Source organism: Glutamicibacter sp. Je.9.36, from assembly GCF_051129975.1.
Classification (GTDB): domain Bacteria; phylum Actinomycetota; class Actinomycetes; order Actinomycetales; family Micrococcaceae; genus Glutamicibacter.
This window is the reverse complement of record NZ_JBCPSN010000003.1, coordinates 93,755-119,333: the sequence shown is the minus strand read 5'-3', so window position 1 is coordinate 119,333 and position 25,579 is coordinate 93,755. Positions and strand designations below refer to the sequence as shown.

Annotated in this window: 18 protein-coding genes and 1 pseudogene; 10 read left to right on the top strand and 9 right to left on the bottom strand. The window is 60.0% G+C overall.

Translation table 11 applies throughout. From position 1 onward, the window contains the following. Positions 1–116 precede the first annotated feature (116 nt). Both AAZQ98_RS08855 and AAZQ98_RS08850 read left to right on the top strand, forming a co-directional pair. Positions 117–1,436 (top strand): YjiH family protein, encoded by a 1,320-nt coding sequence (locus tag AAZQ98_RS08855; protein ID WP_434691494.1) that lies wholly within the window; start codon positions 117–119, stop codon positions 1,434–1,436. 825 nt (positions 1,437–2,261) lie between these two features. After that, entirely contained in the window at positions 2,262–3,236 is a 975-nt protein-coding gene (locus tag AAZQ98_RS08850) for an ADP-ribosylglycohydrolase family protein (protein ID WP_434691492.1), read from the top strand. A 22-nt stretch (positions 3,237–3,258) separates the two neighbouring features. On the opposite strand, the gene AAZQ98_RS08845 is transcribed toward AAZQ98_RS08850, so the two are convergent. Then, a complete protein-coding gene (locus tag AAZQ98_RS08845; protein ID WP_434691490.1) occupies positions 3,259–3,570 on the bottom strand; it encodes a DUF1883 domain-containing protein in 312 nt (103 codons plus the stop codon). Positions 3,571–4,043: 473 nt separating this feature from the next. On the opposite strand from AAZQ98_RS08845, the gene AAZQ98_RS08840 reads away from it, so the two are divergent. Further along, positions 4,044–4,646, top strand: coding sequence for a hypothetical protein (locus tag AAZQ98_RS08840; protein WP_434691488.1), 603 nt, complete (start codon positions 4,044–4,046; stop codon positions 4,644–4,646). A 95-nt stretch (positions 4,647–4,741) separates the two neighbouring features. On the opposite strand, the gene AAZQ98_RS08835 is transcribed toward AAZQ98_RS08840, so the two are convergent. The 3 genes from AAZQ98_RS08835 to AAZQ98_RS08825 form a co-directional block, all read right to left on the bottom strand. Continuing rightward, the gene (locus AAZQ98_RS08835) at positions 4,742–5,785 is read right to left on the bottom strand and encodes an NAD(P)-dependent alcohol dehydrogenase (protein ID WP_434691487.1); all 1,044 of its coding nucleotides are present in this window, start codon (positions 5,783–5,785) and stop codon (positions 4,742–4,744) included. Between the two features lie 304 nt (positions 5,786–6,089). Next, positions 6,090–8,165 carry a PT domain-containing protein gene (locus tag AAZQ98_RS08830; protein ID WP_434691484.1) on the bottom strand — a complete coding sequence of 692 codons (2,076 nt, stop codon included), beginning with the start codon at positions 8,163–8,165 and terminating at the stop codon, positions 6,090–6,092. A gap of 97 nt (positions 8,166–8,262) precedes the next feature. Further along, on the bottom strand, positions 8,263–8,418 hold the full coding sequence (locus AAZQ98_RS08825; protein ID WP_434691483.1) for a hypothetical protein: 156 nt from the start codon (positions 8,416–8,418) through the stop codon (positions 8,263–8,265). 412 nt (positions 8,419–8,830) lie between these two features. Between AAZQ98_RS08825 and AAZQ98_RS08820 the strand changes: the two genes are divergently transcribed. Both AAZQ98_RS08820 and AAZQ98_RS08815 read left to right on the top strand, forming a co-directional pair. After that, a complete protein-coding gene (locus AAZQ98_RS08820) occupies positions 8,831–11,062 on the top strand; it encodes a polyribonucleotide nucleotidyltransferase (protein ID WP_133832978.1) in 2,232 nt (743 codons plus the stop codon). Positions 11,063–11,682: 620 nt separating this feature from the next. Further along, entirely contained in the window at positions 11,683–12,564 is an 882-nt protein-coding gene (locus tag AAZQ98_RS08815; protein WP_434691482.1) for a PaaX family transcriptional regulator, read from the top strand. Here AAZQ98_RS08815 and AAZQ98_RS08810 read toward each other — a convergent pair. After that, positions 12,541–13,284 (bottom strand): alpha/beta hydrolase, encoded by a 744-nt coding sequence (locus tag AAZQ98_RS08810; RefSeq protein ID WP_434691479.1) that lies wholly within the window; start codon positions 13,282–13,284, stop codon positions 12,541–12,543. The two genes, AAZQ98_RS08815 and AAZQ98_RS08810, sit on opposite strands and share 24 nt — an antisense overlap. 73 nt (positions 13,285–13,357) lie before the next feature. After that, entirely contained in the window at positions 13,358–13,846 is a 489-nt protein-coding gene (locus AAZQ98_RS08805; RefSeq protein WP_105658208.1) for a cupin domain-containing protein, read from the bottom strand. A 227-nt stretch (positions 13,847–14,073) separates the two neighbouring features. Here AAZQ98_RS08805 and AAZQ98_RS08800 point away from each other — a divergent pair, with 227 nt between their 5' ends. Then, a complete protein-coding gene (locus AAZQ98_RS08800; protein ID WP_434691477.1) occupies positions 14,074–15,108 on the top strand; it encodes an MBL fold metallo-hydrolase in 1,035 nt (344 codons plus the stop codon). Next, the gene (locus tag AAZQ98_RS08795) at positions 15,105–16,580 is read left to right on the top strand and encodes an MFS transporter (protein WP_434691475.1); all 1,476 of its coding nucleotides are present in this window, start codon (positions 15,105–15,107) and stop codon (positions 16,578–16,580) included. Before AAZQ98_RS08800 ends, AAZQ98_RS08795 begins: the two co-directional genes overlap by 4 nt. Before the next feature lie 391 nt (positions 16,581–16,971). Here the strand turns inward: AAZQ98_RS08795 and AAZQ98_RS08790 are convergent, their stop codons facing one another. Beyond that, positions 16,972–18,315 carry an MFS transporter gene (locus AAZQ98_RS08790; RefSeq protein WP_332489234.1) on the bottom strand — a complete coding sequence of 448 codons (1,344 nt, stop codon included), beginning with the start codon at positions 18,313–18,315 and terminating at the stop codon, positions 16,972–16,974. A gap of 113 nt (positions 18,316–18,428) precedes the next feature. On the opposite strand from AAZQ98_RS08790, the gene AAZQ98_RS08785 reads away from it, so the two are divergent. The 3 genes and pseudogenes from AAZQ98_RS08785 (at position 18,429) to AAZQ98_RS08775 (ending at position 21,582) form a co-directional block, all read left to right on the top strand. After that, positions 18,429–18,908, top strand: coding sequence for an acyl-CoA thioesterase (locus AAZQ98_RS08785; protein ID WP_434691471.1), 480 nt, complete (start codon positions 18,429–18,431; stop codon positions 18,906–18,908). 209 nt (positions 18,909–19,117) lie between these two features. After that, positions 19,118–19,933, top strand: coding sequence for a cyclase family protein (locus AAZQ98_RS08780; RefSeq protein ID WP_434691470.1), 816 nt, complete (start codon positions 19,118–19,120; stop codon positions 19,931–19,933). Further along, positions 19,930–21,582, top strand: a pseudogene (locus tag AAZQ98_RS08775) (thiamine pyrophosphate-binding protein). The gene AAZQ98_RS08780 and the pseudogene AAZQ98_RS08775 overlap by 4 nt, the downstream one beginning before the upstream one ends. On the opposite strand, the gene AAZQ98_RS08770 reads toward AAZQ98_RS08775, so the two are convergent. Beyond that, positions 21,579–22,916 carry an amino acid permease gene (locus AAZQ98_RS08770; protein WP_434692129.1) on the bottom strand — a complete coding sequence of 446 codons (1,338 nt, stop codon included), beginning with the start codon at positions 22,914–22,916 and terminating at the stop codon, positions 21,579–21,581. The pseudogene AAZQ98_RS08775 and the gene AAZQ98_RS08770 overlap by 4 nt on opposite strands. A 256-nt stretch (positions 22,917–23,172) precedes the next feature. After that, positions 23,173–25,569 carry a bifunctional salicylyl-CoA 5-hydroxylase/oxidoreductase gene (locus AAZQ98_RS08765; RefSeq protein ID WP_434691467.1) on the bottom strand — a complete coding sequence of 799 codons (2,397 nt, stop codon included), beginning with the start codon at positions 25,567–25,569 and terminating at the stop codon, positions 23,173–23,175. Positions 25,570–25,579: the final 10 nt, after the last annotated feature.

Sequence of the window (25,579 nt, the reverse complement as noted above, 5' to 3'; positions counted from 1 at the left end):
TGAAACTCCGGACAAGAAAAGCGATCCCCGTCACATTGCCGGGCCCGAGTCGCGTTATATGGATATCGCATCAAATCACGCTGATGCCCTCGCCCTCATCGACAAGGCGGTATCCAATGACAACTTCAAGCGTTGAAGCGAAAAGCACGTTTCCGGTCGTTCTGCGATTCGTGATCTATAGCCTTATCGGTATCTTGTTCTTCTTCCTCCCCATCACCATCAACGGCAAGAGCACCATCCCGCTGGATCACTTGGTGACGTGGATTCAAACTGCCGCGGCACCGGTCGTTCCGTACATTATCTTGCTGATGCTCATCTGCGGGACAGTTATTCCCTTCGTCACCGGAGGATGGAAGGCATCCAAGGTACGTGGCATATTCGCATTCCTGAACATCTTCGGGCTAGCTGTCGGCTGCTCGCTGCTCTTCAACTTTGCCCCGGCGTGGCTCAGCGATCCGGACATGGGTCCTTTTCTGCTGGACAAATTGGTCATTCCCGTTGGCTTGATCGTTCCAGTAGGTGCCATCTTCTTGGCCTTGCTAGTTGGCTACGGGCTGATGGAGTTCCTTGGTGTCTTCTGCCAACCGGTCATGCGTCCAATTTGGCGCACCCCAGGACGTTCGGCCGTGGATGCCGTGGCGTCCTTCGTGGGAAGCTACTCGCTGGGCCTGCTGATCACCGACCGCATGTACCGTGGCGGCCGCTATACGGGTCGCGAAGCTGCCATCATCGCTACCGGTTTTTCCACGGTGTCAGCCAGCTTCATGGTTATTGTTGCCAAGGCACTGGACCTGATGGACCACTGGAGCCTGTACTTCTGGCTGTCGCTGGTCGTCACCTTCGCGGTAACCGCCATTTCGGTGCGCATTCCACCTCTGAGCCGGATTCCAGACACGACATACCTGGGCATGGAACATGACAAGGAAAAACTGGTCACGGGCAATCGTGCACGCGTTGCCTGGAGCGAAGCCATGGGAGCCTCGCGGCGAGCGCCATCGCTGCTCAAGAATGTCGGCGCCAACGTATGGGATGGGCTGAAAATGGCCATGGCAATTTTGCCGTCCATTCTCTCTGTCGGATTGCTCGGACTGGTGGTTGCCCGCTTCACTCCAGTTTTCGACTGGCTAGGCTACCTGTTTGTCCCATTTGCCTGGATCGTCGGGCTGGATGACCCGTTGCTGGCTGGCAAGGCTTCGGCTACCGGAATTGCTGAAATGTTCCTTCCAGCAACCCTCATTGCGGGACACGAATCCATCGAGCTGCGCATGGTGATCGCCATCGTTTGCGTCTCTGCAATCATCTTCTTTTCAGCATTGGTGCCATGCGTCCTGGCGACGCAGATTCCGCTGAACATCCCGCAGATGGCAGCTATCTGGTTCGTGCGCGTTGTCCTGACCATCCTCATCGCGACACCAATCGTGCGCATGCTGCTATAGGCCGGCTGCGCTGGCGCACGGCAGCTTGCGAAACCAATGGGTTGAACCGAGTGATGCTTTCCGATTCGACGCGACCACGCCATGTCGCGGCACTGTTGCAGCTTTGCGATTCCTGAATGCCGTTGCAAGGCGGAGACGATCCGTCGTTGAATGGTCGAACCGATACGACGGAAAGCAGGTTCCAATGAATCACTTACACGAATCAGGTACTCCGGTGCAGGGTGATCCGAGTATTCCCGACCAGCCAGAACCGCCAGCGCAACCGCCGACACCAGATGCTCCGCCAAGCCCGGCGCAGCCGGACGTACCACCAAGCCCTTCGCATCCGGATGGACCGATCCCGCCCCCGGGCCCGCAGGATCCCACGGAGCCGGCGCCGGGGCACCCAACTGACCCCACGACTCCGCCACCGCCTGCATTCGCCTAGGCGCAGCGACCGAGGCTGGCGACATCCAATGCCCTGCAGGACCCTGGTTCCTGCAGGGCATTGGCCGTAACTGCAAGAAGTTGGATCAAACGCCTATCGAGTTCAAGGAGATCTGCCTCCGCTCGGCTATGCCCGTGAGCGCGCGTGCAGCAAGCCGGGACAGCGACGAAGCCAACCAGGTGAGCTATTACCGAAGTCGGGATCGCAGGTAGAAGCGGAACAGTTATCGTGACCGCATCAATGTCCTCGTTCGCTATTCCGGTCGACGACGCAAGGACGCAAATCAACCGTGAGAACGCTACCGGGGCCGCTCAGGTAGCCCTACTGTCGGTGCGCATCAGTACAGTGGATCCAAGCAGTAGTACTCTGCATTGGCGACCACCCTGTGAAAGGCGCAAATGGCACATTCAGTACAGGTGAAAGATCGAATTCGTGGAGTCCTGACCGGGATGGCTGCCGGAGATGCCCTGGGCGCGGGCTACGAATTCAACGCACCGTTGCCCGAATCCGCCAAAATTTCCATGATTGGTGGCGGGTTGGGCGATTTTGCGCCCGGGGAGTGGACCGACGACACCTCAATGGCCATAGTCATTGCCCAGGGCCTGCTGGGTTCCAACGGCAAGCTTGATGGTGCCGCGAGCAACTACATGGTTCGGGAATGGGCCAAATGGGCCACGAACGCACCGGACGTCGGCAACCAGACGCGGGCTGTCCTTGCCCACGCCCAGCATGTTGCGTCTGCTGACGGAAGAGCCGAGCCGACCGCTGATGATGCGCTAGCTGGTTCTGAACAGATTCACCGGAGAACTGGCCGTTCCGGCGGGAACGGCAGTCTCATGCGCACAGCGCCCGTGGCGCTGGCTTATCTGTCTGAACCGCCTGCTGCCGCATTCGAAGCTGCGGCAGCTATCAGCAAGCTGACCCATTTCGATGATGAAGCCGCTGAGGCCTGCGGGCTTTGGACAGTAGCCATTCACCACGCTGTGCTCACCGGCGAACTAGATATTCGCAGTGGTCTTGCGATGCTTGAACCAGAACGCGCACAAGCATGGGAGCAGCGCATCCACCAGGCCGAAAACCATCGACCTCGGGACTTCACAAATAACGGTTGGGTCGTTGAAGCGTTCCAAGGTGCTTGGAGCGCGATCGCCACCGCCGAACCGGAAGACGGGAACGATCGCTTGGTTCCGGTACTGGAAGCGGCTGTTCGCGGAGGCGTGGATACCGACACCGTGGCAGCCATCGCCGGATCGCTCATTGGCGCAGCTTCAGGGTTCTCGAGTGTTCCGGCGCAGTGGGTGGATATGGTCCACGGTTGGCCCGGAATGAGGATGCAACAGCTTGTCGATATTTCGAGTGAGCTCGCGGGCTAAGTTCTCCTGCGGGATCTTGCTTCTAGTCCCGGGCAGGGCGTCGAGCTTCCAGCTTCTGTGGCGGCACGACGCTGACTTCGTGGCGCACCCCACGCGCACCGAGGCCAGTCAGATCAATCGCTAGAAACCAGGGTCCGGAATGGGGCACCTTGATTCGGTATGGAGCACGGCGTGCCAGTCCACCGTATGCTTCGAATTCTTCTCCGTCCTGGAATGCCGCGAAATTCTCCGGATCCATCAACCGCAGATGAGCCGGTCCACTGAGAGTCACTACCAAGATGCTTCCCCGCTCAATGAAATCCCAATAATGTTCAGCAAAATTAGGCTCCGTCAATGCCAGCCTCCTCGATCCCAGATGATCCGCCGAGCAGCGGACCCAGACCCATTAACTCAAATTCAGGCCAGTGTCGCCAACGCACCCAAGGCAAGAGCACTGTCCCGGTTCAGGCATTTGCAGCGGCAAAGCTGCAGGACTGTGGCGAACAAGGCCAGCTGGTCTTTGGGGTGCGTCGCGTTGCCACCTCCACCGATGCCAGATCCGCGATCGCAAGAGGGCTAGGGGCAATTCCCATTCGAGCTGCCGGCAGGCGGGATGAGCCGATCGCTGCATTGGACGGGCCGGAGGCCATCGGCTATTGGGTCCCGGATACCGGGGCGAGGAAGCAATATGACGACTCGAACGATTCGATCTCAACCGGATTGACGTGCTAGGCGGCAAATAATCCGCTGCTCGCGATAGCGTACCTAAGTGGGATGAAGTCACGCACAACTTGGGCCATGGCGGCCCAGAGCAATGAGGCAAGGTTCATGGATTTACTGACGGGCATTGGCCTGGAACAACTGCGAATGTGGATTTGGATTCTGGTCATTGGTTTCGCCGTGGTGGCGGGGCTATGGCGGCGGCGCCAGCTAGTGGCAGTCGCCCTGGCCTCGGTGCTCTTATTCGCCACTGCCAGTGCCGGTGCCGGGATCTATATCCTGAAGCGGCCAGGTGATCCGCGGTGGACCGTGGGCGAGCCTCCGGTGAATGCCCCTGATCTTTCCGGAATACCAATTGTGGGCAAGCAACTGGCTCCCGTGGAATCTGCATTGGAATCGATTGCCGGGGGAGTGAATTCCTTCTGGGAATTCAATCAGGCTCTGCCGGTGGCCCTCGACTTCTTTGAACGCAGCGGCTGGGCCCTGCTCGCGGCGATTCCGCTGATCATCGCCATGATGATCAAGACCTTCAGGGCTGCCAGCCGCCGCCGGAAGGAACTGAAGGACCTCAGTGGTACCGTGGCGCAACTTCAATCCGAGCTTGCCGCGATCAAAGGGAACTTGCCTGAGCAGGGTACTGCGGCCGTGGCTCCAGAACAGGGCAGCCAACGGGATAACGCGCGCACTCGTAGATCGCGCCGGGGCGAATGAACATTCATTAGCCAGACGCGAAACGGCGCCGGACCTGTCCTGCAATGCTGGACAAGACCGGCGCCGTTCCCTGCCACCCGAGTGAGCTGGGGTAACTAGGCCAACGTCGCGGTATCGATTACGAAGCGGTAGCGGACATCGGATGCCAGCACGCGCTCGTAAGCCTCATTGATTTGCGTGGCACCGATGACCTCGATCTCTGCGCCAATGCCATGCTGGGCACAGAAATCCAGCATCTCCTGGGTTTCCTCGATGCCGCCGATCTGCGAACCTGCGAAGGAACGGCGTCCCCCGATCAAGGCGAAGGCATTGACGGGCAACGGTTCTGCCGGAGCACCAACGTTAACCATGGTGCCGTTCACGCGCAGCAGTCCGAGGTAGGCACTGACGTCGATGGAAGCGCTGACGGTGTTGATGATCAGGTCGAAGTTCTTCTGCAGATCCTTGAAGGTGTTCTCATCGCTGGTGGCCCGGTAGTCGGTTGCGCCCAGCTTCAGCCCATCATCCTTCTTCTTCAGCGACTGCGACAGAACGGTGACCTCAGCGCCCATGGCACTGGCGATCTTGACCGCCATGTGGCCCAGGCCGCCGAGTCCCACGACGGCAATCTTCTTGCCCGGCCCTGCATCCCAGTGCCTCAGCGGGGAGAAGGTGGTGATGCCGGCGCAAAGCAGGGGCGCGGCAACATCCAGATCGATGCCTTCAGGAATGTTCAGGGCGAAGTTCGCGGCAACCACGACATGCGTGGCGTAGCCACCTTGGGTCATGCTGCCATCACGGTCAAGAGCACCGTAGGTACCAACACTCTGCTCGCAGAATTGCTGGTCTCCGGCAAGGCAGTTCTCGCATTCCATGCAGGAATTGACCATGCAGCCCACGCCAACGCGGTCGCCCACCTTGTGCTTGGTTACCTCTGACCCGACTTCGGCAACGATGCCGGCAATTTCGTGGCCCGGCACTAGCGGGTAGGTCTGGTTTCCCCACTCACCACGCACCGTGTGGATGTCGGAGTGGCATATTCCGGAGAACTTGATATCAATCAGGATGTCCTGCGGACCCACAGCACGTCGTTCGATCTGCGTCGGGATGAGTCCTTCAGTCGCAGATGGAGCTGCGTAGGCGTTGACCATAGTTGTCATCGGTGTATTTCCTTTAGTTGTCTGGGAAAAGGACACGCTCTGCGCTAGGCATCGCCGCCTACCGAGAATGAGTCGGCAGAACTGGCAAAAGTCGAGACAAAGGCAATCAATTTGTATCAGTGGCTTTCGAGTCCAACGCTACAACAGCTGAATCTTCTCGCGCCGTTCGAGAGTAATTTTTTATGCGAGCGTTCAATCACAGATAGGCATCAACTGGTTTCCACCGGAACGAAAGAACGGCTGTCGGAATGACGAAAATCGCCATTCCAACAGCCGCCCGAGTACCAGCCGCGGCTGGACTCCGTTAGCCGTGGTTTCCGCGACGGCGCATAGCCATTGCGATGCCACCAACAGCGATCAGCGCCAGAGCGAGTCCGCCGGCCGTAAGCAGGGCGCCATTTGCACCAGTGTCCGCCAGCTCATCGCGGTGGTCCTTCTGCCGATCTTCAGTCCCACTCGGAGCATCCTCGGTGGAGCTGGCAGTCGGAGTACTCTCCTGAGTAGGTTCCGCCGTTGGTTCCTCGGAGGAATCTTCACTAGGCTCCGATGATGGATCCTCGGATGGTTCGTCGCTTGGCGAAGGCGATTCTTCTGCGCGATCGTACAATCCGAACCATGCGGAGACGGTGACGTTCGGTTCCTCTGCTGCTGGGCCAGCCGCGGCAGCCTTTGCGCCGTCGCTGTTTTCTTCTTGCTGCTCGCCAGTCAGGTAGTAAGTACCTGCGGTAAGACTGGAAACTCTGGAGTCATTGATTACCAAGGTTTCACCGTCGATGTCGTAATCGACAGCCGAGAGAATAGCTGGCGTTCCGTCTGCTGCCACGTATTCCAAATCGAAACTGAAATTATCGCTGGACACGGTTGGGAATCCGGCAGGGATGTCGAAGCGCAAGGCGTCGGATCCTGCTTCAGAAAGCAAGACTCCCAAACGGTTATCGATGATCTTAGACTGCAGATTCAGGACACTCTCGCCGGATAGAAGCGCAGAAATGGTATTTCCATTCGAGTCCTCCACCGTGATCAGAATCTGGTTGAAGTCCTTGACGCTGCCGCCGAAGGAATCATCATCCTTGATAACAAGCTGTCCATCCTTCACGGTGCCTTTGATGGTCTGAGGTTCCGAACTTGGCGAAGTGCGGTAGGTGACGACTGCTTCTCCTTCTTCAACATCTGCGTTGACGTTGAATGCGTAAATTCCTTCAGCAGGATCAGACGTGTCGCTGTCGTAGGCTAGGTTTTCTTCGCCGGGAGCTACTTGGTCGCCGGACTCCGGAGCTACTGCTTCGGGAACTTCGGTCGGCTCAGTTGTTGGATCAGTAGTCGGTTCTACTGTTGGTTCAGCAGTTGGCTCGGCTGTCGGTTCCTCGGTCGGTTCTACTGTTGGTTCAGCAGTTGGCTCGGCTGTAGGTTCTTCCGTCGGTTCTACTGTTGGTTCGGACGTTGGTTCCTCGGTCGGTTCTACGGTTGGTTCAGTAGTCGGCTCCGTTGTTGGTTCCTCGGTTGGTTCAGTAGTCGGCTCTGGCTGCTTGCCATAAAGCCCCATGTATACCGATGCGTTTTGTTCGTCAGTGGTGCCGCGGAAAGTTACCTGATATCCATCGCCTTCGGCGAACTCGGAAAGTATTGGATCCGAGATGGTTAGTTGTCCGTCAGAGATTTCCACATCGGTCAGCTCGACGTCAATGAAACCTCCGTTGGGGGCGTCTGGGGCGTCGCTGTAGTAGTTGATGGATACAGTCGCCTGGCTAAGCCAGGAAGGACCAGAAGAACTATCGAAAGACCAAACTTCTGATCCAACTGGCAAAAACGGAACCGCGTACTCTTGCCCTACTTTGCTAGTGATCAGCGAGATGCCTTGTTCAGGAACGTAGGGGACTCCACCGTGGTGCACCATATCCGGCCCGGCGTCTGGCCCCGTTGAAACGCTGAAGGATACCTGTCGTGATTGTTTGGACCACGTACTGTAACCATCTGGCGAATCGAGTGGACCGTTGAGGACGACCTGGCCGTTTTCGTACTTGGCTTCTTGGATGCCGCCGGTGTTGGGCACGGAAGAAGCACTCAGCCACACTTCGTCGCCTGATGAGACCAAACCGTTGTTGTCAGTGAGCACGACTACGCCGTTTGCAGGATCGGATTCGTCATAGTTGAAGGTCCAGAATTCTTGTCCCTTATCAACGACGGTAAATTCGTCGTAGTTGTAGATAGGGTATGCGGCTTGCTCTCCAGCAACCTGGTTCGATGCGCTTTGCGTTGCGGCGACGGCCGGGGCATATATCGCAGTCCCGCTAGCAACACCGCCTAGCGCAAGGGATCCGGCTGCTACGACAGCTAGGGGCAGACGTGCTTTGCGCACGATGCTTTTTCGAGTCTGGTTCACGATATAGCCTTCAGAATCAAGAAGATGCGGGCAAATACTGAATCTGCGACATTGCAGACTAAGTCCCTAGCCAGTAGATCACGATTCAGTTACCCTTTCAACCAACAACTGGATTTTTAATATCCACCCTTGCTGGCGGGGTTACGTGGCAATCTTCCGCTCGAATGCCAAGGCAAGCAGGGTCATTGCCTGTCAGGGCGAAGATCAGCAACTCTCCGGTGCGGCGAGTCGAAAACCGGTTCAATGCCGTCATTTCTTCATCCTTCTTTCTTCATCCTTCTTGGAGTCATCGCCATGCTGGCGCAAAGCTTCCCTGTAATGGCCTGTACGGGCAATGCCAGCCATAAGGATTAGTTGTGCACTCGGGATGCGATACGTCCAAGGGCCGATGCTGGCGCGCGACGATCGTCGGGGAACTGCGTCTTTTGCCAATTCCCGGTAGGCTAGTACCTGGGTCTGCATGTTCTATGCGGGCCCCAAAAGAAAATAACTCCCAGGGCTGACTGACCGTTGGTCCCGACCGCCAGTTTCGCGGTCCTCGGTAGTGACTTTCGCTAGGGCAAATATGCGCCTCAGCGCGGGTCTCGATCGAAGACCAGATCTGGGTAGGGCCACACGGTTCGCTCATCCACCACGTGGGAGCGATCGAAAGGAGCACCCCCTTAATGGAGGGTCCAGAAATCCAATTCGCCGAAGCACAGATCGACAACGGTCGCTACGGCACCCGCACCATTCGCTTCGAAACCGGCCGCATTGCCAAGCAGGCTGCAGGTTCGGCAATGGTCTACATCGATGACGAGACCGCACTGCTCTCGGCAACTACCGCTGGCAAGCACCCACGCGAAGGCTTCGACTTCTTCCCACTGACCGTGGACGTTGAAGAGCGCATGTACGCAGCCGGCCGCATCCCAGGCAGCTTCTTCCGCCGCGAAGGCCGCCCATCGACCGAAGCCATCCTGGCTTGCCGCCTGATGGACCGCCCACTGCGCCCAGCCTTCGTCAAGGGCCTGCGCAACGAGGTCCAGGTTGTCGTCACCGTGCTGTCCATCGAGCCAGATGAGCTGTACGACGTCGTAGCGATCAACGCTTCGTCGATGTCCACCCAGCTTTCGGGCCTGCCATTCTCCGGCCCAATCGGCGGCGTTCGCGTTGCACTGGTTGATGACGGAAACGGCGCACAGTGGGTTGCCTTCCCACGCCACTCCGAGCTGAAGAACGCTGTCTTCAACATGGTTGTTGCCGGCCGTATCGCTGGCGACGACGTTGCCATCATGATGGTGGAAGCTGAAGCTACCGACAACGCTTGGGAACTGATCAAGGAACGCGGCGTCCAGGCTCCAACCGAAGAGGTTGTCGCTGAAGGCCTTGAGGCTGCGAAGCCATTCATCAAGGTCCTGTGCGAGGCCCAGGCCGACCTGGCTGCTCGCGCTGCCAAGGAAACCGTTGAATTCCCGGTCTTCCGCGATTACGAAGAAGATGCCTTCACCGCTGTCGAGGCTGCTGCTTCGACCCGCTTGACGGAGATCTACACCATCGCTGACAAGCAGGAGCGCGACAACGCTGCCAGCGCATACAAGGAAGAGATCGTTGCATCGCTGGCTGGCGAAGGCAACGCTTTCGCAGGCCGCGAGGGTGAAATCTCCAAGGCATTTGGCGCTGTTACCAAGCACATCGTGCGCCAGCGCATCCTGACCGACCAGATCCGCATCGACGGCCGCGGCCTTGCTGACATCCGCCAGCTCTCCGCCGAGGTCGAGGTTCTGCCTCGCGTTCACGGTTCGGCAATCTTCGAGCGTGGCGAAACCCAGATCATGGGCGTTACCACCTTGAACATGCTGAAGATGGAACAGCAGATCGACTCGCTGTCGCCAGTGAAGACCAAGCGCTACATGCACAACTACAACTTCCCTCCATACTCGACCGGTGAAACCGGCCGTGTTGGTTCGCCTAAGCGCCGCGAAATCGGCCACGGCGCACTGGCTGAGCGCGCACTGGTTCCGGTGCTGCCTAGCCGCGAGGAATTCCCATACGCAATCCGCCAGGTCTCCGAGGCTTTGGGCTCCAACGGCTCGACCTCCATGGGCTCGGTTTGCGCATCGACCCTGTCGCTGCTGAACGCTGGCGTGCCGCTGAAGGCCGCTGTTGCAGGCATCGCCATGGGCCTGGTTTCGGACACCGTAGACGGCGAAACCCGTTACGCTGCCCTGACCGATATCCTCGGTGCCGAAGATGCCATGGGCGACATGGACTTCAAGGTTGCAGGTACCTCCGAGTTCGTTACCGCGATCCAGCTGGACACCAAGCTGGATGGTATTCCGGCATCGGTTCTGGCCGCCGCGCTGACCCAGGCTCGCGAAGCACGCCTGCACATCCTGAACGTTCTGAACCAGGCTATCGACGCTCCGGATGAACTGAACGTCAATGCTCCACGAATCATCTCCGTGAAGATTCCAGTGGACAAGATCGGCGAGGTCATCGGCCCTAAGGGCAAGATGATCAACCAGATCCAGGAAGACACCGGCGCTGACATCTCGATCGAAGATGACGGCACCGTGCTGATCGGCGCAACCAACGGCGAGTCCGCTGAAGCTGCCCGCTCGGCCATCAACGCTATTGCCAACCCTCAGGTTCCTGAGGTCGGCGAGCGTTACCTGGGTACCGTCGTGAAGCTGACCACCTTCGGTGCGTTCGTTTCGCTGACCCCGGGCAAGGATGGCCTGCTGCACATCTCCGAGCTGCGCAAGATCAACGATGGCAAGCGTGTCGAGGACGTCGAAGACGTCGTCGGCGTTGGCCAGAAGCTGCAGGTGGAGATCACCAAGATTGATGACCGCGGCAAGCTGTCGCTGGCTCCAGTCGTCGAGGAAGAAGCTGAAGAAGCAGTTGCTGCTGAGTAGTCTTTAGATTCTTGCTGAAAACCCCGATTCGCTTGCCGAATCGGGGTTTTTGCTTATTCTTGCCCGGGAGCAGGTTCCTGCCAAAGTCTTTGACGGTCCTGGTTGGAGGCAAGACCTGATGACACAGCCAATTGGACTCTCGCAGATCTTCTTCAAGTTCCAAAGCGCGTGCCGCTTGGCGGAGAGAACCTATCGCGGGGGCTCACGCTTCCGAATCAAGAATCATCGGCAGTGCCTCGCGAGAAATTCTGCGCAAGGCATTTCCACTGCGCCGCTCTGTCCTTTCGGACGACCTTAGTGGAGTTTCTCAGGCGCTAGCTGCCAGCCTGATGCCCAGTACCTTGCGGGCCGCAGCTAGCGCCGGACAACACGTGCTGTACCCCATTGCCGCTTTCCAGCCACGTTGGCTTTGGGCGGAGGCAAGCACTGACCTTAACCAGATAAAACCATCTGGGTCAGTTGGACTGCGGAGAGTTGAACCAGCGGTCCTAGTGTCCAGAGTGAACTCGTCCCAGTTCGCTGAGGCGCAGAGCCGCAGGCGGGAAGACGCTGATACTCCTGATTCGATCGTTGGCAACCTAGGATAGAAACGAGGAATAGAAAAAGTAGCCGTAGCGCAAATGGAGGACGTTGAACCAGTGGATATCGGGGGAACGAAACTGCAGCATCAGAATCTGCTGGTGACGCTGTACGGCCTGTATGGCGAATCGGCCAGTGGCTCTTTCCCTGTTTCTATCATCGTCGAGATGTTCGATGCCTTGGGTATCAGGTCGCAAGCAATCCGCTCCACCATTTCACGGTTGAAAAGCCGCGGCGTGCTAATTAACGAACGCGCAGGGAACGAATCCCAGTACCAGCTCTCCGCCGAGGTTATGGACAGCTTCCGGAAGGACGACCAACGGATCTTTGCTCCTTCGCGTTCAACCTCAGGGGACTCCCTGGTGCTGGCTATTTTCTCGGTACCCGAGAGCGAGCGGAATCGCCGGTACGAACTGCGCACCGAGCTGGCTAGCTTGGGGTTCGGGATGGTCTCTGGAGGGGTGGCCGTGGGGCCGCATCTGGCATTCGAGCAGGCTAAGGTCCGCTTGGATGCGCGAGGATTGTCCAAGTACGTCGAGTTCTTCAAGGCTGACTACATGTCGCCTGCCGATATCCGGGACAAGGTTGCCCAATGGTGGGATCTTGAAGCACTGGACCAGCAGTACACCGACTTCCTCCAGTTGTATGTCGGCCGCTTAGGAACGTGGCAGCAACGGCTAGCTGATCCCGTCGAGTCAGCCGAGCAGCGCTCGGAACTGGAGCGGGCAGCTTTCGCCTTCTATATTCCGATGCTCACGCGCTGGCGGCGATTCCCTTATCGGGATCCGAATTTGCCCTTCGAATACCTGCCTGATGGGTGGAAAGCTCCGCAAGCCAAGAAGACCTTCCTGGCGTTGCACGCACTGCTATCCCCGCATGCGGAGCTATACGCGAGTCGGCTACTCGGCTCGCGCGTCGACTAGTACCTGCCGCATCCAGGTCTGCACGGCCTGCCAATGATGCTGCTGCGGGTCGATGATTTCAAAGTGATCCAGCGACCGGTGGATCATTTGTTCCGGCAGAACGTTTCCGGCCAGGGAATCCAGGTATTCCCGCGTGTGCTCCAGCGGTACCCGGTCGTCGTTGAACCCGTGGACCAAGAGCGTTGGCACTGAAGGCGGTGGAGCCTGGATTGGCGAAGCATCGTGGTAGATTGCCGGAATCCCGGCCGGAGAATCGCCGAAATATTCCATTGCTGCACCATCGCCGAGGGATTCTGCATGCACCTTGGAAGCATCGGTGACTGGAGCGAGGCCTACCACGGCATCGGCGAAATTGGAGTTCAGCAGCGCCAATTGACCGCCGACCGAATGTCCGATAAGAATAGCTGCCTCGGATTGGCCCTGGTATCGCAACGAGCTGCGCACGAGCTGGATTGCCGCGGCCACATCGAAAGATGGGGTGGGCCACGGGTGGTCCGGACCGCGCCGGTATTCCACGTTGGCCACGCTCCAGCCAGAGCGCAGCAAATCGTCAGCCATCGGTTGCATCACGCTGGCGGTGATCCGCTGGCGCCAGTAGCCGCCGTGGACCAGGACCGCAGTGCCCAGGGAAGGCTGTTTGAACGGGTGCGCCAGGATGAAATGCTGGTCGGGATGATCCCCGTACTTGAGCAACTCGGACTCTCGCGTATTTTGCGGCACTGCGCTTTTTCCTTCCATCCTGCGGCGGCCGGCAGGAGTATCCCTGCCGGCCACGTAGTAATTTCTGCCAATGCTAGTCTGCGCCGGGTACGGATCCCGGTGGCAGGAAGTCCACGTCACGCAGTGCTGAGAGGCGGACAACTTCCTCCGGGTCAGACAAGTTGTGAAGCTCATCGAAGAGCGTGGACAGTTGTCCCGAAGGGCTTACCCAAAAGAGCGATTTGCCCGGTGCGCCATCCTTGACGTAGTAGGCGTGAGGAAGTCCCATGGGCATGCGGACGGTATCGCCAGGCCCGGCCTTGAACCATTCGCCGTCCAGGTACAGGGTGTAAGTGCCTTCCATTATGTAAATGTGCTCATCTTGCTTAGGGTGCACGTGCGGAGGCACACCGGTTCCAGTGGGATCAAGGGAAAGCCATGCAAAGCTGCTGGAACTCTCGACCTTGGAGAGATAGGTGTGGCCGAGGACATTCCACGTCTTGTTGCCCATTGATTCACTGGCCAAAGTTATGCCCTTGGGCAGATCGCCCAGAATGATTTCTTGGCCTTGCTGCTGTTCCATGATGACTCCTTAGCGGGTAGATGGCTGGTGCGTCCAGCATGGCATGAATCACATTAGATATGCAATAGGTCTTGCGATCGCAAAATTCGGTGTATATGATTTCTATCACTTCGGCCTATGCTGCCGGACTCTTCACTACCCTCGCAATTCACGCATCGCGGTCGATGGGACCCGTTGCTGCACTCTACGAGTAAGGCACCAATGTGAATACCACTCAGGTAAAAGGAATGAGCGTCTACACGCTTGGCACCGGAGGCGGCCCGATCGTTTCCAGTTCCCGTGCTGGCACCAGCACGGCGATTAGGGTCGATGGGGCAACCTACGTGATTGACTGCGGCATGGGAAGCATCCGCAATTACCGGTCGCATGCCGAATGGGGCGAATTGCGCGCGGTGCTGCTGACCCATCACCACTCGGACCACATCTACGATCTCGGCGCCTATCTGGTGACCGGGTGGCAGGTCCCGGGGGAGTCTTTCGCCCGGCCTATCCAAGTTTTCGGCCCTGGACGTCCCAATCGCATCCCCGCCCTTGGCCCGGAGCACGAGCAGCAGATCGCTTCGCGCGTCGCCGAGCGGGAAATGACCAGCACCGAAGAAATCGTCGATGCGCTGCTGGACAAGGTCTTCTCCTCCGACGTGGTGATCCGCATGGCCGATGAAGGCCGCGACGAACCCCACGAATGGATCCAGTCGCAGAACATCCAGATCCCCGAGGCATCCGGGGCCTGCGCAGTTGAAAATCGCCACCCGGAAATGGAGCCCTTTGAGATCTACCGAGATGAGCTGGTGGCGATCTCCGCGATTCTGGTCGACCACCGCTTGTGCTTCCCGGCATTCGCCTTCCGGATCGACTCGCGCTACGGTTCCGTCGTGGTCTCCGGAGACACCGCCTACTCCGAGAACTGCATCAGGCTCGCCCGCGGAGCTGACTTGCTGCTGCATGAGGTCATCGATCTGCCTGGCATCCTGGCGACATTCCCGGACGGCCCGACGCGCGATGGCATCGAAGTGCATTTGCGTGAATCGCACACGCCGTACAGCGAGGTGGGCAAGGTCGCCGCGAAAGCCGAAGTCGGCGCGCTGGTGCTGCATCACATCGTTCCCAACACCCCCGGTGCCGCTGATCTGGAAGCTATGCTGGAGACCGCACGCGGTGATTTCGCGGGGAATGTATCCATCGCCGAGGACAATGACGTCTTCAGCATCGGCCCGGCGGCGCTGGAACTCTCCGCGGCCGATTCCAAGGGGAGCTTGGTATGAGTACGACACGGAATCTCGCGGACCACACCTTGCGTGCGGCCATTGCCAACGGCAAAATGAACCGGCGCGCCTGGATGGTGACCGGCATGCTGGTACTCTTCCAGATCGTGAACTTCGCCGACAAAGCTGTCCTGGGGCTCGTGGCTGATCCCGCCATGCGCGAACTCGGGTTGACTGCCGGTCAGTTCGGCTTCATCGGCAGCGCCTTCTTCTTCCTCTTCGCCATTGTCGGCGTTATTGTCGGCTTCCTGGCCGGAAAGGTATCCACCCGCTGGATCTTGCTGACCATGGGCATTGCCTGGGCAGTCCTGCAGTTCCCGATGCTCTTCGGCGGAGGCGCGGCAATCCTGCTGGTCACACGCATCCTGCTGGGTGGAGCCGAGGGGCCGGCGACCCCCATTTCGCTGCAGCATGCCCACGGCTGGTTCAATGCGAAGGAACGTGGGCTGCCCAGTAGCGTCATCGCTGCCGGTTCAACCCTGGGGCCGATCCTCGCGGCTCCTGCCCTTGCATGGATCATCGCCAACCCGGCCCTGGGCTGGCGCTGGGCCTTCGGTTTCCTGGGGATCTTCGGGCTGCTCTGGAGCGTAGCGTGGCTGCTTCTGGGCCGCGACGGCCCGTACAGCCATTCCACGGCGGGCAAGGCACAGGCGAAAGCCGGTGCCATCTCGTTGGCGGAGGACCAGCAGCAGGCTGGGCAGAAACCGGAACCGGTCGCCGAATTCGACCTGCAGGGCAAGGGGAGCATTGCGGATTCCTCCGATCTGCTGAAAATCGTGCCGATTCGACGAGTCCTGGGCTCGTGGATGTTCGTGGCAGCGGTGCTCGCAGGTGCCGGCTGCTTCTGGGCGCAGGGTTTCTTGACCACGTGGTCCCCGAAATATCTGGGATCCGTCGTTGCCCTGACACCGGAAATGATCGGTTTGGTCTCCACCTTCCCCTGGGTGATCGGCGCTATCGCGCTGCTGGTTTTGGGCTTCGGCTCCCGCTACTTGATGAAGCGCGGCGTGACGGTTCGCTGGGCCATGGGCGCCCTGTTCGGCGCAACGTTGCTGATTTCCGGGGTCTGCTTCTCGATCTTGCCCTTCCTCTCCGGCTACGCCGCCGTGGCGATGCTGACTCTCGGTGCCGGTACGGCAATGATCTATCCCTTGGCTCCCACGGCAATCGCCTTCAGCGTCTGCTCCAGGCAGCGCGCGGCCCTCATGGCCACGCTCACTGGACTGGCTTCGGTGGGCGGCGTGGTCGCTCCCGCAATGGTCGGTGGCCTGATGGACAGCGCGGGCTATATTCCCAGCCCTAAGGGCGTGGCTGACTCGGCGGAGATGGCCGAGTTGCTGGCTCAGGGCATGAATGCCTCATTCGGGATGATCGGAATCTACCTGGTTGTTGTTGGCATCTTCTGCGTCTTGATGCTCAATCCGGACCGGACAGCGCGCAAGCTGCAGACCAGCTTCACGTTCACCGGCTAGCCAAGATCGCCCCGGATCGAGCTGCAGGATCCCATCGGCCAAGTCGCAACGGCCGATGGGATTCTGCTGCACATGGCGATCCGCGGCCTAGCTCCTATGGATGCCGGTGGGAGTGATGGCGCAGGAAGCATGGCCGCACTCAGGGCAGGCATTCATGGAATGCGCTGCAATGCCTGCATGGCTGGTTCGCCTTTTGGAAAATCCCTTTGCATTCCACCCGGCCATCGTTTCCCCGGTGCCAGCGCACTTGCATTTCGCAAGTGCGATCTTGCCGGCAAGCGGACCCTTGACAGGCCTGGGGGTGCTGGAAAAGGATAAAACCGTGGCACACCGCTGTGCGCGGTGTGCCACGGTTCAGGACGTTCGTGCTGGAAGGTGCGCAGAGCCAGGGCTAATCGGATGCGAAGGCCTGCTTGGCCTTGGCAGATCGGGCAGCATCTGGTTTGATGCGTGGTGGAATCATCGCCACGGAAATGGCGGCGACTACGCCGACGATGGCGAAGAATACGAAATTGAACTCGAAGCTGATGCCCGAAGCCGCGATCCAGCCGCCGATGATGGGGCCGGAGATGGCGCCGATGCGGGCGAAGGACAATGCCCAGCCCGTGGCCGTGCCGCGCTGCGCGGCCGGGTAGTAATCGGCAATGTATCCGGTGAGAACCAGCGACGTGGAAATCGAGCCGATGCCGGCGAAGGCCACGAAGAACAGATTGACCAGCATAGTATTGGGGAACATCAGCAGGAGGATGCCTCCCGCACCGAGCAGGTAGAAAATCACCAGAATGGTCTTCTGCCCGTACTTGTCGGCGAGGAAGCCCAGGGCCAGTCCGCCGGCGGCTGAGGCGAGGGAGAAGACCAGCAGGAATGTTAGCGAGGAACCGAGGTTGTACCCTGCGCTGCGCATGATCTGCGGCAGCCAGGTATTCAAGCCGTAGACCAGGACCATGCCGCAGAATAGCGAGATCCAGAAGAAGATGGTTGATCGCAAGTACGTTGCGGAGAACATGGAAGCCATGACCTGGCGCCAGGGGGCCTTGCCGGTGCGAACCGGTGGCGCCACGGGCTCGTAATCGGGGATGCTGTGCCGGGCGGCCAGTGCTTTGGCTTCGCTGATCCGCCCCTTGGATACCAGATATTCAAGGGATTCGGGAAGCATCCAGGCAACTAAGGGAAGTAGAACTACAGGTAATGCGCCCACCGCGATAACCCCGCGCCAACCTATCGCGGGCAGAAGCGACATAGCGACCAAGGCAGCGGCGACGATTCCCAGGGAATAGCCTGAGTACATGATGCCGTAGTTAAGTGAGCGTTTCTTGGGTGGCGAATACTCGATGGTCAGCGCGGCGGCCACCGGGATGATGCCGCCCATACCCAGTCCGCCGATCAGCCTGAAGAGGCCGAATATCTCGGGAGTAGGAGCTAGCGCGGCACCGGCTTGGGTGATTGTGAAGACTAGCATGGCCAGCAGGAGCATGCGCTTACGGCCGATGATGTCGCTGAGCGTGCCGATGAACAGTGCGCCGAAGAGCATGCCCACCAACGCGTAGGCTCCGAGGCCGCCGAGCTCCATGGGACTCAGCGACCATTCCTTGTATTCGGCCAATGCCGGGAGCACTGCACCGAGCACGCCGACGTCGTAGCCTTCGGCCAGGATGGCCAGCCAGCAGGCGAAGAGCACCATTGAAGTGGTTCGTTTGGGGATTTTCCAATCCGCGGCTGCGGGGGATTTCGGCATTTGTTCAATCTCCTTGTGTGGGTAGGGCGGAGTTCTTGGAACACCAATAGGATTATCACGTTAAAGTGACGTGCGTTACAATAGCTATACACTTTTTAATTAGGGGGATCTTGATGCCTACATTCGCGGGAATGGACGAATCCGGGCAGTTGTTGCAGCAGCTCGCCGCAGACTTCATTGCGTCGGGAATCGCAGGAACGGCGTTGGAGCGAACCATTGAATGGGTTGATACCGATGCTGCGGGGCATCATCATAATTCAGCCATCTTGCGCTTCGTCGAGGCGGCCGAAGCCAAACTGTTTCGCGAGGCTGGCGCGGAGTCCTACTTCGCCATCTCGCCACGAGTCCGCCATGAGGTCGACTATCGGGCCAAGCTGTATTTCGGCCAAGCGGTGACCACCGCGATTCGCGTGGAGAAGGTCGGGGCCAATTCGATGTCATTCGGATTCAAGGTCTGGGGGAGTGCGCACCAAGGGCGCGGGTTCGCGCTGGCCGCTGAAGGCCGTTTCGTGACAGTGTGCGTTCCAGTTGGCGGTGAGTCATCTGCCCCCTGGCCCCGTGAAATCCTCGCTGGCATTGATGCTGGTTCCTGAGCGCGGCACCGCGCTCCGTGCGAGCTGGTGGATATATGCGCGAGCCAGGTTTGCGGAACTAGGTCTTCGCCCCTGGTTCTCCTTCGGGTGACCTGTTGGCTAGCAGAGGTGGTGCTGGTAGATTGAAGCTAATTCCGCGAATGTGACGACCGTCAGGATCTCTCTATCGTCGGAATGTGTCCTGGACCGTCTCTGCCCAAGGAGAAACAATGCCTGCTGCCGAAGAAACTTGCACGAGCGCGATATTGTCCGCTCTGGCCTCCGGGACTGTCCAAGTCCATGACCTGACTGCCCCGCTGTCGGACAGGACTCCAACCTTAGTACTGCCCGATCCGTTCTCGAACCTCATTGATTTCAGTCTCGAAGAGGTCTCGGCCTACAACGAGCCCGGACCATACTGGAAGCACCACAATATCCATACTGGTGAGCACATCGGAACGCATATAGATGCGCCGATCCACTGGATTTCGGGACGAGGAGGCAAGGACGTGTCGCAGATTGATCCGCAACGCCTGGTAGGTCCGGCCGTCGTGTTGGACTTCAGATCCTTAGCAGCAGATGATCCGGATGTTCTCATCGATGTGCACCATTTGGAAACGTGGCAATCGGAATATGGGCGGTTTCCTTCCAACGCGTGGCTGCTTTTCCGCACCGGATGGGAGCAATACGGTGATGACAGGACAGCTTTCCTGAATGTCGATGCCACCGGATCGCATACTCCCGGGTTTACTGCGGAGTGCGCCAGATACATCGCCGAGAAGCTGGACATTTCCGGCATCGGCGTGGAAACGGTGGGGATCGATTCCGGCAATGCCGGAGCACTGGAGCCGCCATTCCCCATGCATTACTTCCTGCTCGGTGCAGACAAATACGGGATCACCTCGCTGAAGAACTTGGACAAGCTGCCCGTGTTCGGAGCGATGCTAGTGGTTGCCCCTCTGCCCATAGTTGGCGGTACCGGCGCACCGACCCGGGTGCTGGCATTAGCGCCCCAAAACACCAAGAAAATGGAGGCACAATCGTGAACGTTGCTGAACTGGTCGGCAAGACGCTGGCAAACTTGGGCGTAGGGCACGCTTTCGGCGTGGTGGGAAGCGGGAACTTTGATGTCACGAATGCACTGATTGCCAACGGGGTGCCATATACCGCAGCGCGGCATGAGGGCGGCGCAGCAACGATGGCCGATGCCTACTCACGGACCAGCGGCCAGATCGGCGTGGTCTCGGTGCACCAGGGGTGCGGCCTGACCAACGCGGCCACCGGCATTGGAGAAGCCGCCAAGTCACGCACCCCGATGATCGTGCTGGCCGCCGAAGCCGCCCCGAGCGCCGTGTATTCGAACTTCGCCATGGACCAGGGCTCCTTCTCAACCTCCGTCTACGCCGTCTCCGAACGAATCCACAGCGCCCGCACGGCAGTGGCCGATACAGTTCGCGCCTACCGCAGAGCAGTGAACGACCGGCGGACGGTTGTACTGAACCTGCCATTGAACATCCAAGGGCTCGAAGCTCCTGAATCCCCGGTGGCAGCCGAGGTGGTTCCGGCGGAGCCGGTCCGCCCCTCGCGTGCCGCGGTGCGAGCGCTGGCGGTATTGATCGAAAATGCCCGGCGCCCGGTGTTCGTCGCAGGGCGCGGCGGACGCGGGGCCAAGGCCGAAATCCTGGCGCTGGCCCGGCACAGCGGGGCGCTGGTGGCGACCTCGGCGGTGGCCAAGGGCCTGTTCAACGACGAGGAATTCAGTCTCGGGATCTCCGGCGGGTTCTCGTCGCCGCTGGCCGCCGAGTTGATTGCTGGAGCAGATCTGATTGTGGGCTTTGGCTGCGCGCTGAACATGTGGACCATGCGCCACGGACGGCTCATTTCCGAGGGCACCAAGGTAGTGCAGGTGGACCTGGAAGAGTCCGCCCTGGGGGCGAACCGGCGCATCGACTTGGGCGTGATCGGCGACTCGGCGCAAAGCGCACGCGATGCGCTGGAATATCTTGAAACGCAGAAGATGCCGGCGCGCGAAGGCTACCGCACCTCCGCGGTGAGCTAGCAGATCGCCGAGGGGGCCAACTGGAGCCAGGTAGCCTACCGGGACCTGTCCACAGACGACCGCATCGATCCGCGAACTCTGACCAAGTCGCTGGATGAGCTGCTGCCGGCCGAGCGCATCGTCAGCGTGGACTCGGGCAACTTCATGGGATACCCGAGCCAGTTTCTCGCCGTTCCAGACGAGCACGGTTTCTGCTTTACCCAGGCGTTCCAGGCGATCGGCCTGGGGCTCTACACGGCCATCGGAGCGGCTTTGGCGCAGCCCGGGCGCTTGCCGGTGCTCGGCACCGGAGACGGCGGATTCCACATGGCCATCGCCGAACTGGATACCGCGGTTCGGCTGAAGCTGCCAATGGTGTGCATCGTCTACAACGATGCCGCCTACGGGGCGGAGGTACATCATTTCGGCGATACGGGTACGGCACCGAATATGGACTCGGTGACCTTCCCTGACACCGATTTCGCAGCCATCGGCCGCGGTTTCGGAGCCGATGGCATCACGGTGCGCAAGCTGGAGGATCTTGACGCGGTAGCCAGCTGGCTCGGCTCGGATCCCACGGGGCCGCTGGTCATCGACGCGAAAATCGCTTCGGACGGCGGTGCGTGGTGGCTAGCGGAGGCATTCAAGGGGCACTAGCCCAGCCCTGGAACCGCGATTGCTGGTGGGTGGCCCCGGTGCGGCGCATGGTGCGCTGCGCCGGGGCTCGCTTGCACCTTCAAGGCGTCGCTGATCTTTTCAGGCTCGCGCGGCTGGCTTGAGCCGCCAGTCTCCTCATTCCCGGTGCCTGGACCTGCCTGTGCCAGCTTCATGCGCTTGCGCATCAGGAAGTACAGGGCAGAGACGGTCAAGGCGAAGGGAATGCCGAACAGCAACGTCATGGAGAATTGCTCGGTGAACAAGGTCGTGACCAGCAACGCGGCCATCAGCTGCGCCCCGGCCGCGGATCCAGCGGGATAGTACGGCAGGCGGTATTTAAGCGGTGCTGCACTGCGCCGATGGGAACGGCGGAAGAACAAGTGCGTGATGAAGATCAGCATCCAGGCCATCATTGCGCCGAACATCGACAGCGCCATCATTATTGTGAAACCGGATTCTGGATTCGATGCGTAGATGATGGCGGCCACGGCGATTCCGCCAGCCGAGAGCAGCAGGGCGTTGACCGGCGCGCCGTTCTTCTTCAACTTACCCAAGCTGCTCGGAGCCTGCCCGCCGCGGGATAGAGAGAACATCATTCGCGTGGAGATGTACAGCTGCGAGTTCATGGCGGAGAGCGCGGCGATGATGACCACGAAATGGAGAGTGGAATCGGCAAACGGAATGCCGATCACCCGCATCACCGTGACGAACGGGCTGTCGCCTTCGAGGATCTCGCTGACCGGTGCGATGGCAAGGATCAGCGACAGGGTCAGGATGCAGAAGAGGAAGAGTCTGAACAAGGTCACCTTGAAGGCCTTCTTCGCTGCGACTTCGGGATTTTTTACCTCACCGGCTGCGACGGCGATCATTTCGATGCTCAGGTAGGAGAAGATCGCCACGACAACGGCAAACCAGACACCTTGGGCCCCGCCCATGAAGAATCCGGATTCCGCGGTGTAGTTCTGGAATCCGAAATCATTGCCCCTCTGGCCGAAGACCAGATAGGCAGCAAGCAGGATGAACGCGGCAATAGCGAATTCCTTGGTGGCGGAGAACCAGTATTCCAGTGTGCCGAAGGCTTTGACATTGAACATATTCACCCCGATCAGCAAGGCCGATAGGCCGATGATCCGCACCACTGCGGGCAAATCCGGGAACCACATTCGCATGCAGCCGCCCACCGCCGTGATTTCGGTGCCTACGGCCAGTACGAGGCAGGACCAGTACAGGTATTTGAGCAGGAACCCGGTGAATGGGTTGATGTAGTGCTCGGCGAAGGCGCCGAAGGAGCCGGTGGTCGGGTGCGCCAGGATCATCTCGGCCAACGCCCCCATGAGCAGCACGGCGATCTACCCGCCGATGGCGCCGCCAAACGCAATCATGCTCAGCTGGCGCGAAGTTAGCTCCTTCGACAGGCCGGCTTCTCGCTGTGCGATTTGATCCAGGGAAGATTTCATTGAATTATCCAAAGGTGGTTTGGTGGCCGATTTGGGATCCGAGCCGAGCCGCCAAGCGGTTCCCGTGCCCGGCAAAAAGCCGCAGGATCGGCAGCCCAAACAGGGCCGCCAATCCTGCGGCTGGCAGCAACAGCTAAGCGCTGGTTACCAAATTGGAGGTTTCGGATTTCCTGGCCGGAATCCAGCGCAGGTGCGTTTGCTCCTGCTCCTCGGCTTCCCGAACCAGCGAGAGCCGCGGGCGGACCGCGTCGGTGCGGGCGGCGGGCGGCTTGCGGCGGCCGGCCTTGAAGGGCAGCGGCCAGGTTGCGCCGTCACCGCTATAGTCCTGCTCGGCGGCTGCCTGCAAGGTCCACTGCGGGTTGTACAGGTGGGTGCGGCCCAGTGCCACCAGGTCCGCTCGGCCTGCGAGCAGGATCGAGTTCACGTCGTCGTAGGAGGATACCGCGCCCACCGCGATCACCGAGACCCCTGCCTGGGCAGCGACCTGGTTGCGGATCTTGTCGGCGAACGGCGTCTGGTAGCTGCGCCCGAAAGCCGGCTTCTCGTCCTTCACGATCTGCCCCGACGAGACATCGATGAACTGGGCGCCGTGGGCGATGAAGGCCCGGGCGATGTCCACGGCATCTTCTTCGGTATTCCCGCCTGGCGACCAGTCGGTAGCCGAGATGCGCACGCCGATGGTCTTGCTTGCCGGCCAGGCTTCGCGGACCGCATCCAGGACCTCAAGCGGGTAGCGCAGCCGGTTCTCCAAGCCTCCGCCGTATTCGTCGGTGCGCTGATTGGACAGCGGCGAAAGGAAGGAAGAGAGCAAGTAGCCGTGGGCCATATGCACTTCCAGCACGTCGAATCCTGCCTCATCGGCGCGGCGTGCCGCGGCGGCGAACTGCTCGCGCACCTCGTCCATCTGCGCACGGTCCATTTCCACCGGCACATGGCAGCCTTCGCCATAGGGCAGTGCGCTGGGAGCGAGCACATCCCAGTTGCCTTCTTGCAGCGGCTGGTCGATGCCTTCCCACATCAGCTTCGTCGAACCCTTGCGACCCGAGTGGCCGAGCTGGGCGCCGATCTTGGCGTTCGAATTGCCGTGCACGTAGTCGGTCACGCGCTTCCAGGCAGCGGCCTGCTCATCGGTGTACAGGCCAGTGCAGCCCGGGGTGATGCGGCCGATATCGGAAACGCAGACCATTTCGGTCATCACCAGCCCGGCCCCTCCCATGGCCTTGGAGCCCAGATGGACCAGGTGGAAGTCCCCGGGCACCCCGTCGGTGGCCGAGTACATGTCCATGGACGAAACCACCACGCGGTTGGCCAGCTCGGTGTTGCCGAGCCTATGCGGCTGGAACATCGCCGGTGCAACGGAAGGTGAAGCGTTGAGCCGGGCGAAGTTCTCATCGACCTGCTGAGCGAATCCGGTATCCCGCAGCTTCAGGTTCTCGTAGGTGATGCGCCGGGAGCGGGTGAGCAAGTTGAAGCAGAACTGCACCGGGTCCTGGTCCTTGTACTGCCCGATGTTCTCGAACCATTCCAGCGAGGCCTGGGCCGCGCGCTGGGTGGATTCGACCACTGGGCGGCGCTCGGTCTCGTAGGCGGCCAGCGCCGAATCAACCTCGGCATGCTCATGCAGGCAGGCAGCCAGGGCCAGAGCGTCCTCCATGGCCAGCTTGGTGCCCGAGCCGATGGAGAAGTGGGCAGTGTGCGCGGCATCGCCCAGCAGGACGATGTTCCCATGGCGCCAGTTCTCGTTGCGCACCGTGGTGAAGTTGATCCACTTGGAGTTGTTAGTCAGCACCTGGTATCCGGCCAGTTCCTCGGCGAAGATCCCGGCCACCTTGTCCACCGACTTCTGGTCGCTCACGCCCGGGCCGAAGACCTCGTCCTCGGTCTCGTCGAATCCGGCCGCACGCCAGACGTCTTCGTGCATTTCCACGATGAAGGTCGAACCCTCGTCCGAGTACGGGTAGCCGTGGATCTGCATGGTTCCGGCATCGGTTTCCTTGACAAAGAACTTGAAGGCCTCGAAGACCTGGTCGGTGCCCAGCCACATGTACTTCGAGGTCCGCGGATCAAGGGAGGGCTTGAAGGAGTCCGCGTACTTGGTTCGCACCGCGGAGTTCAGCCCGTCAGCGGCCAGCACCAGGTCGTACTCGTCCGCCAGCTGCTCCACATCCGGGGCAACGGTGGAGAAGCGCACATCCACGCCCAGTTCGATGCAGCGGCGCTGCAGCAGCTGGAGCAGTTCCTTGCGGCTCATGGCCGCGAAGCCCTGGCCGCCCACGGTGTGCATCTGGCCGCGGAAGTGGATGTCGATATCGCTCCAGCGGGCGAAGCGCCGGGACATGTATTCGGCCACCACCGGATCGGCGTTGCCGATGCCGCCCAGGGTCTCATCGGAGAACACCACGCCGAAGCCGAAGGTGTCCGATGCGGCATTGCGTTCCCACACGGTGACATCGTGGTTCTCATCCAGCTGCTTCATCAGAGCCGCGAAGTACAGGCCGCCAGGGCCGCCGCCGATAACTGCAATCTTCATGGTGTGTCCT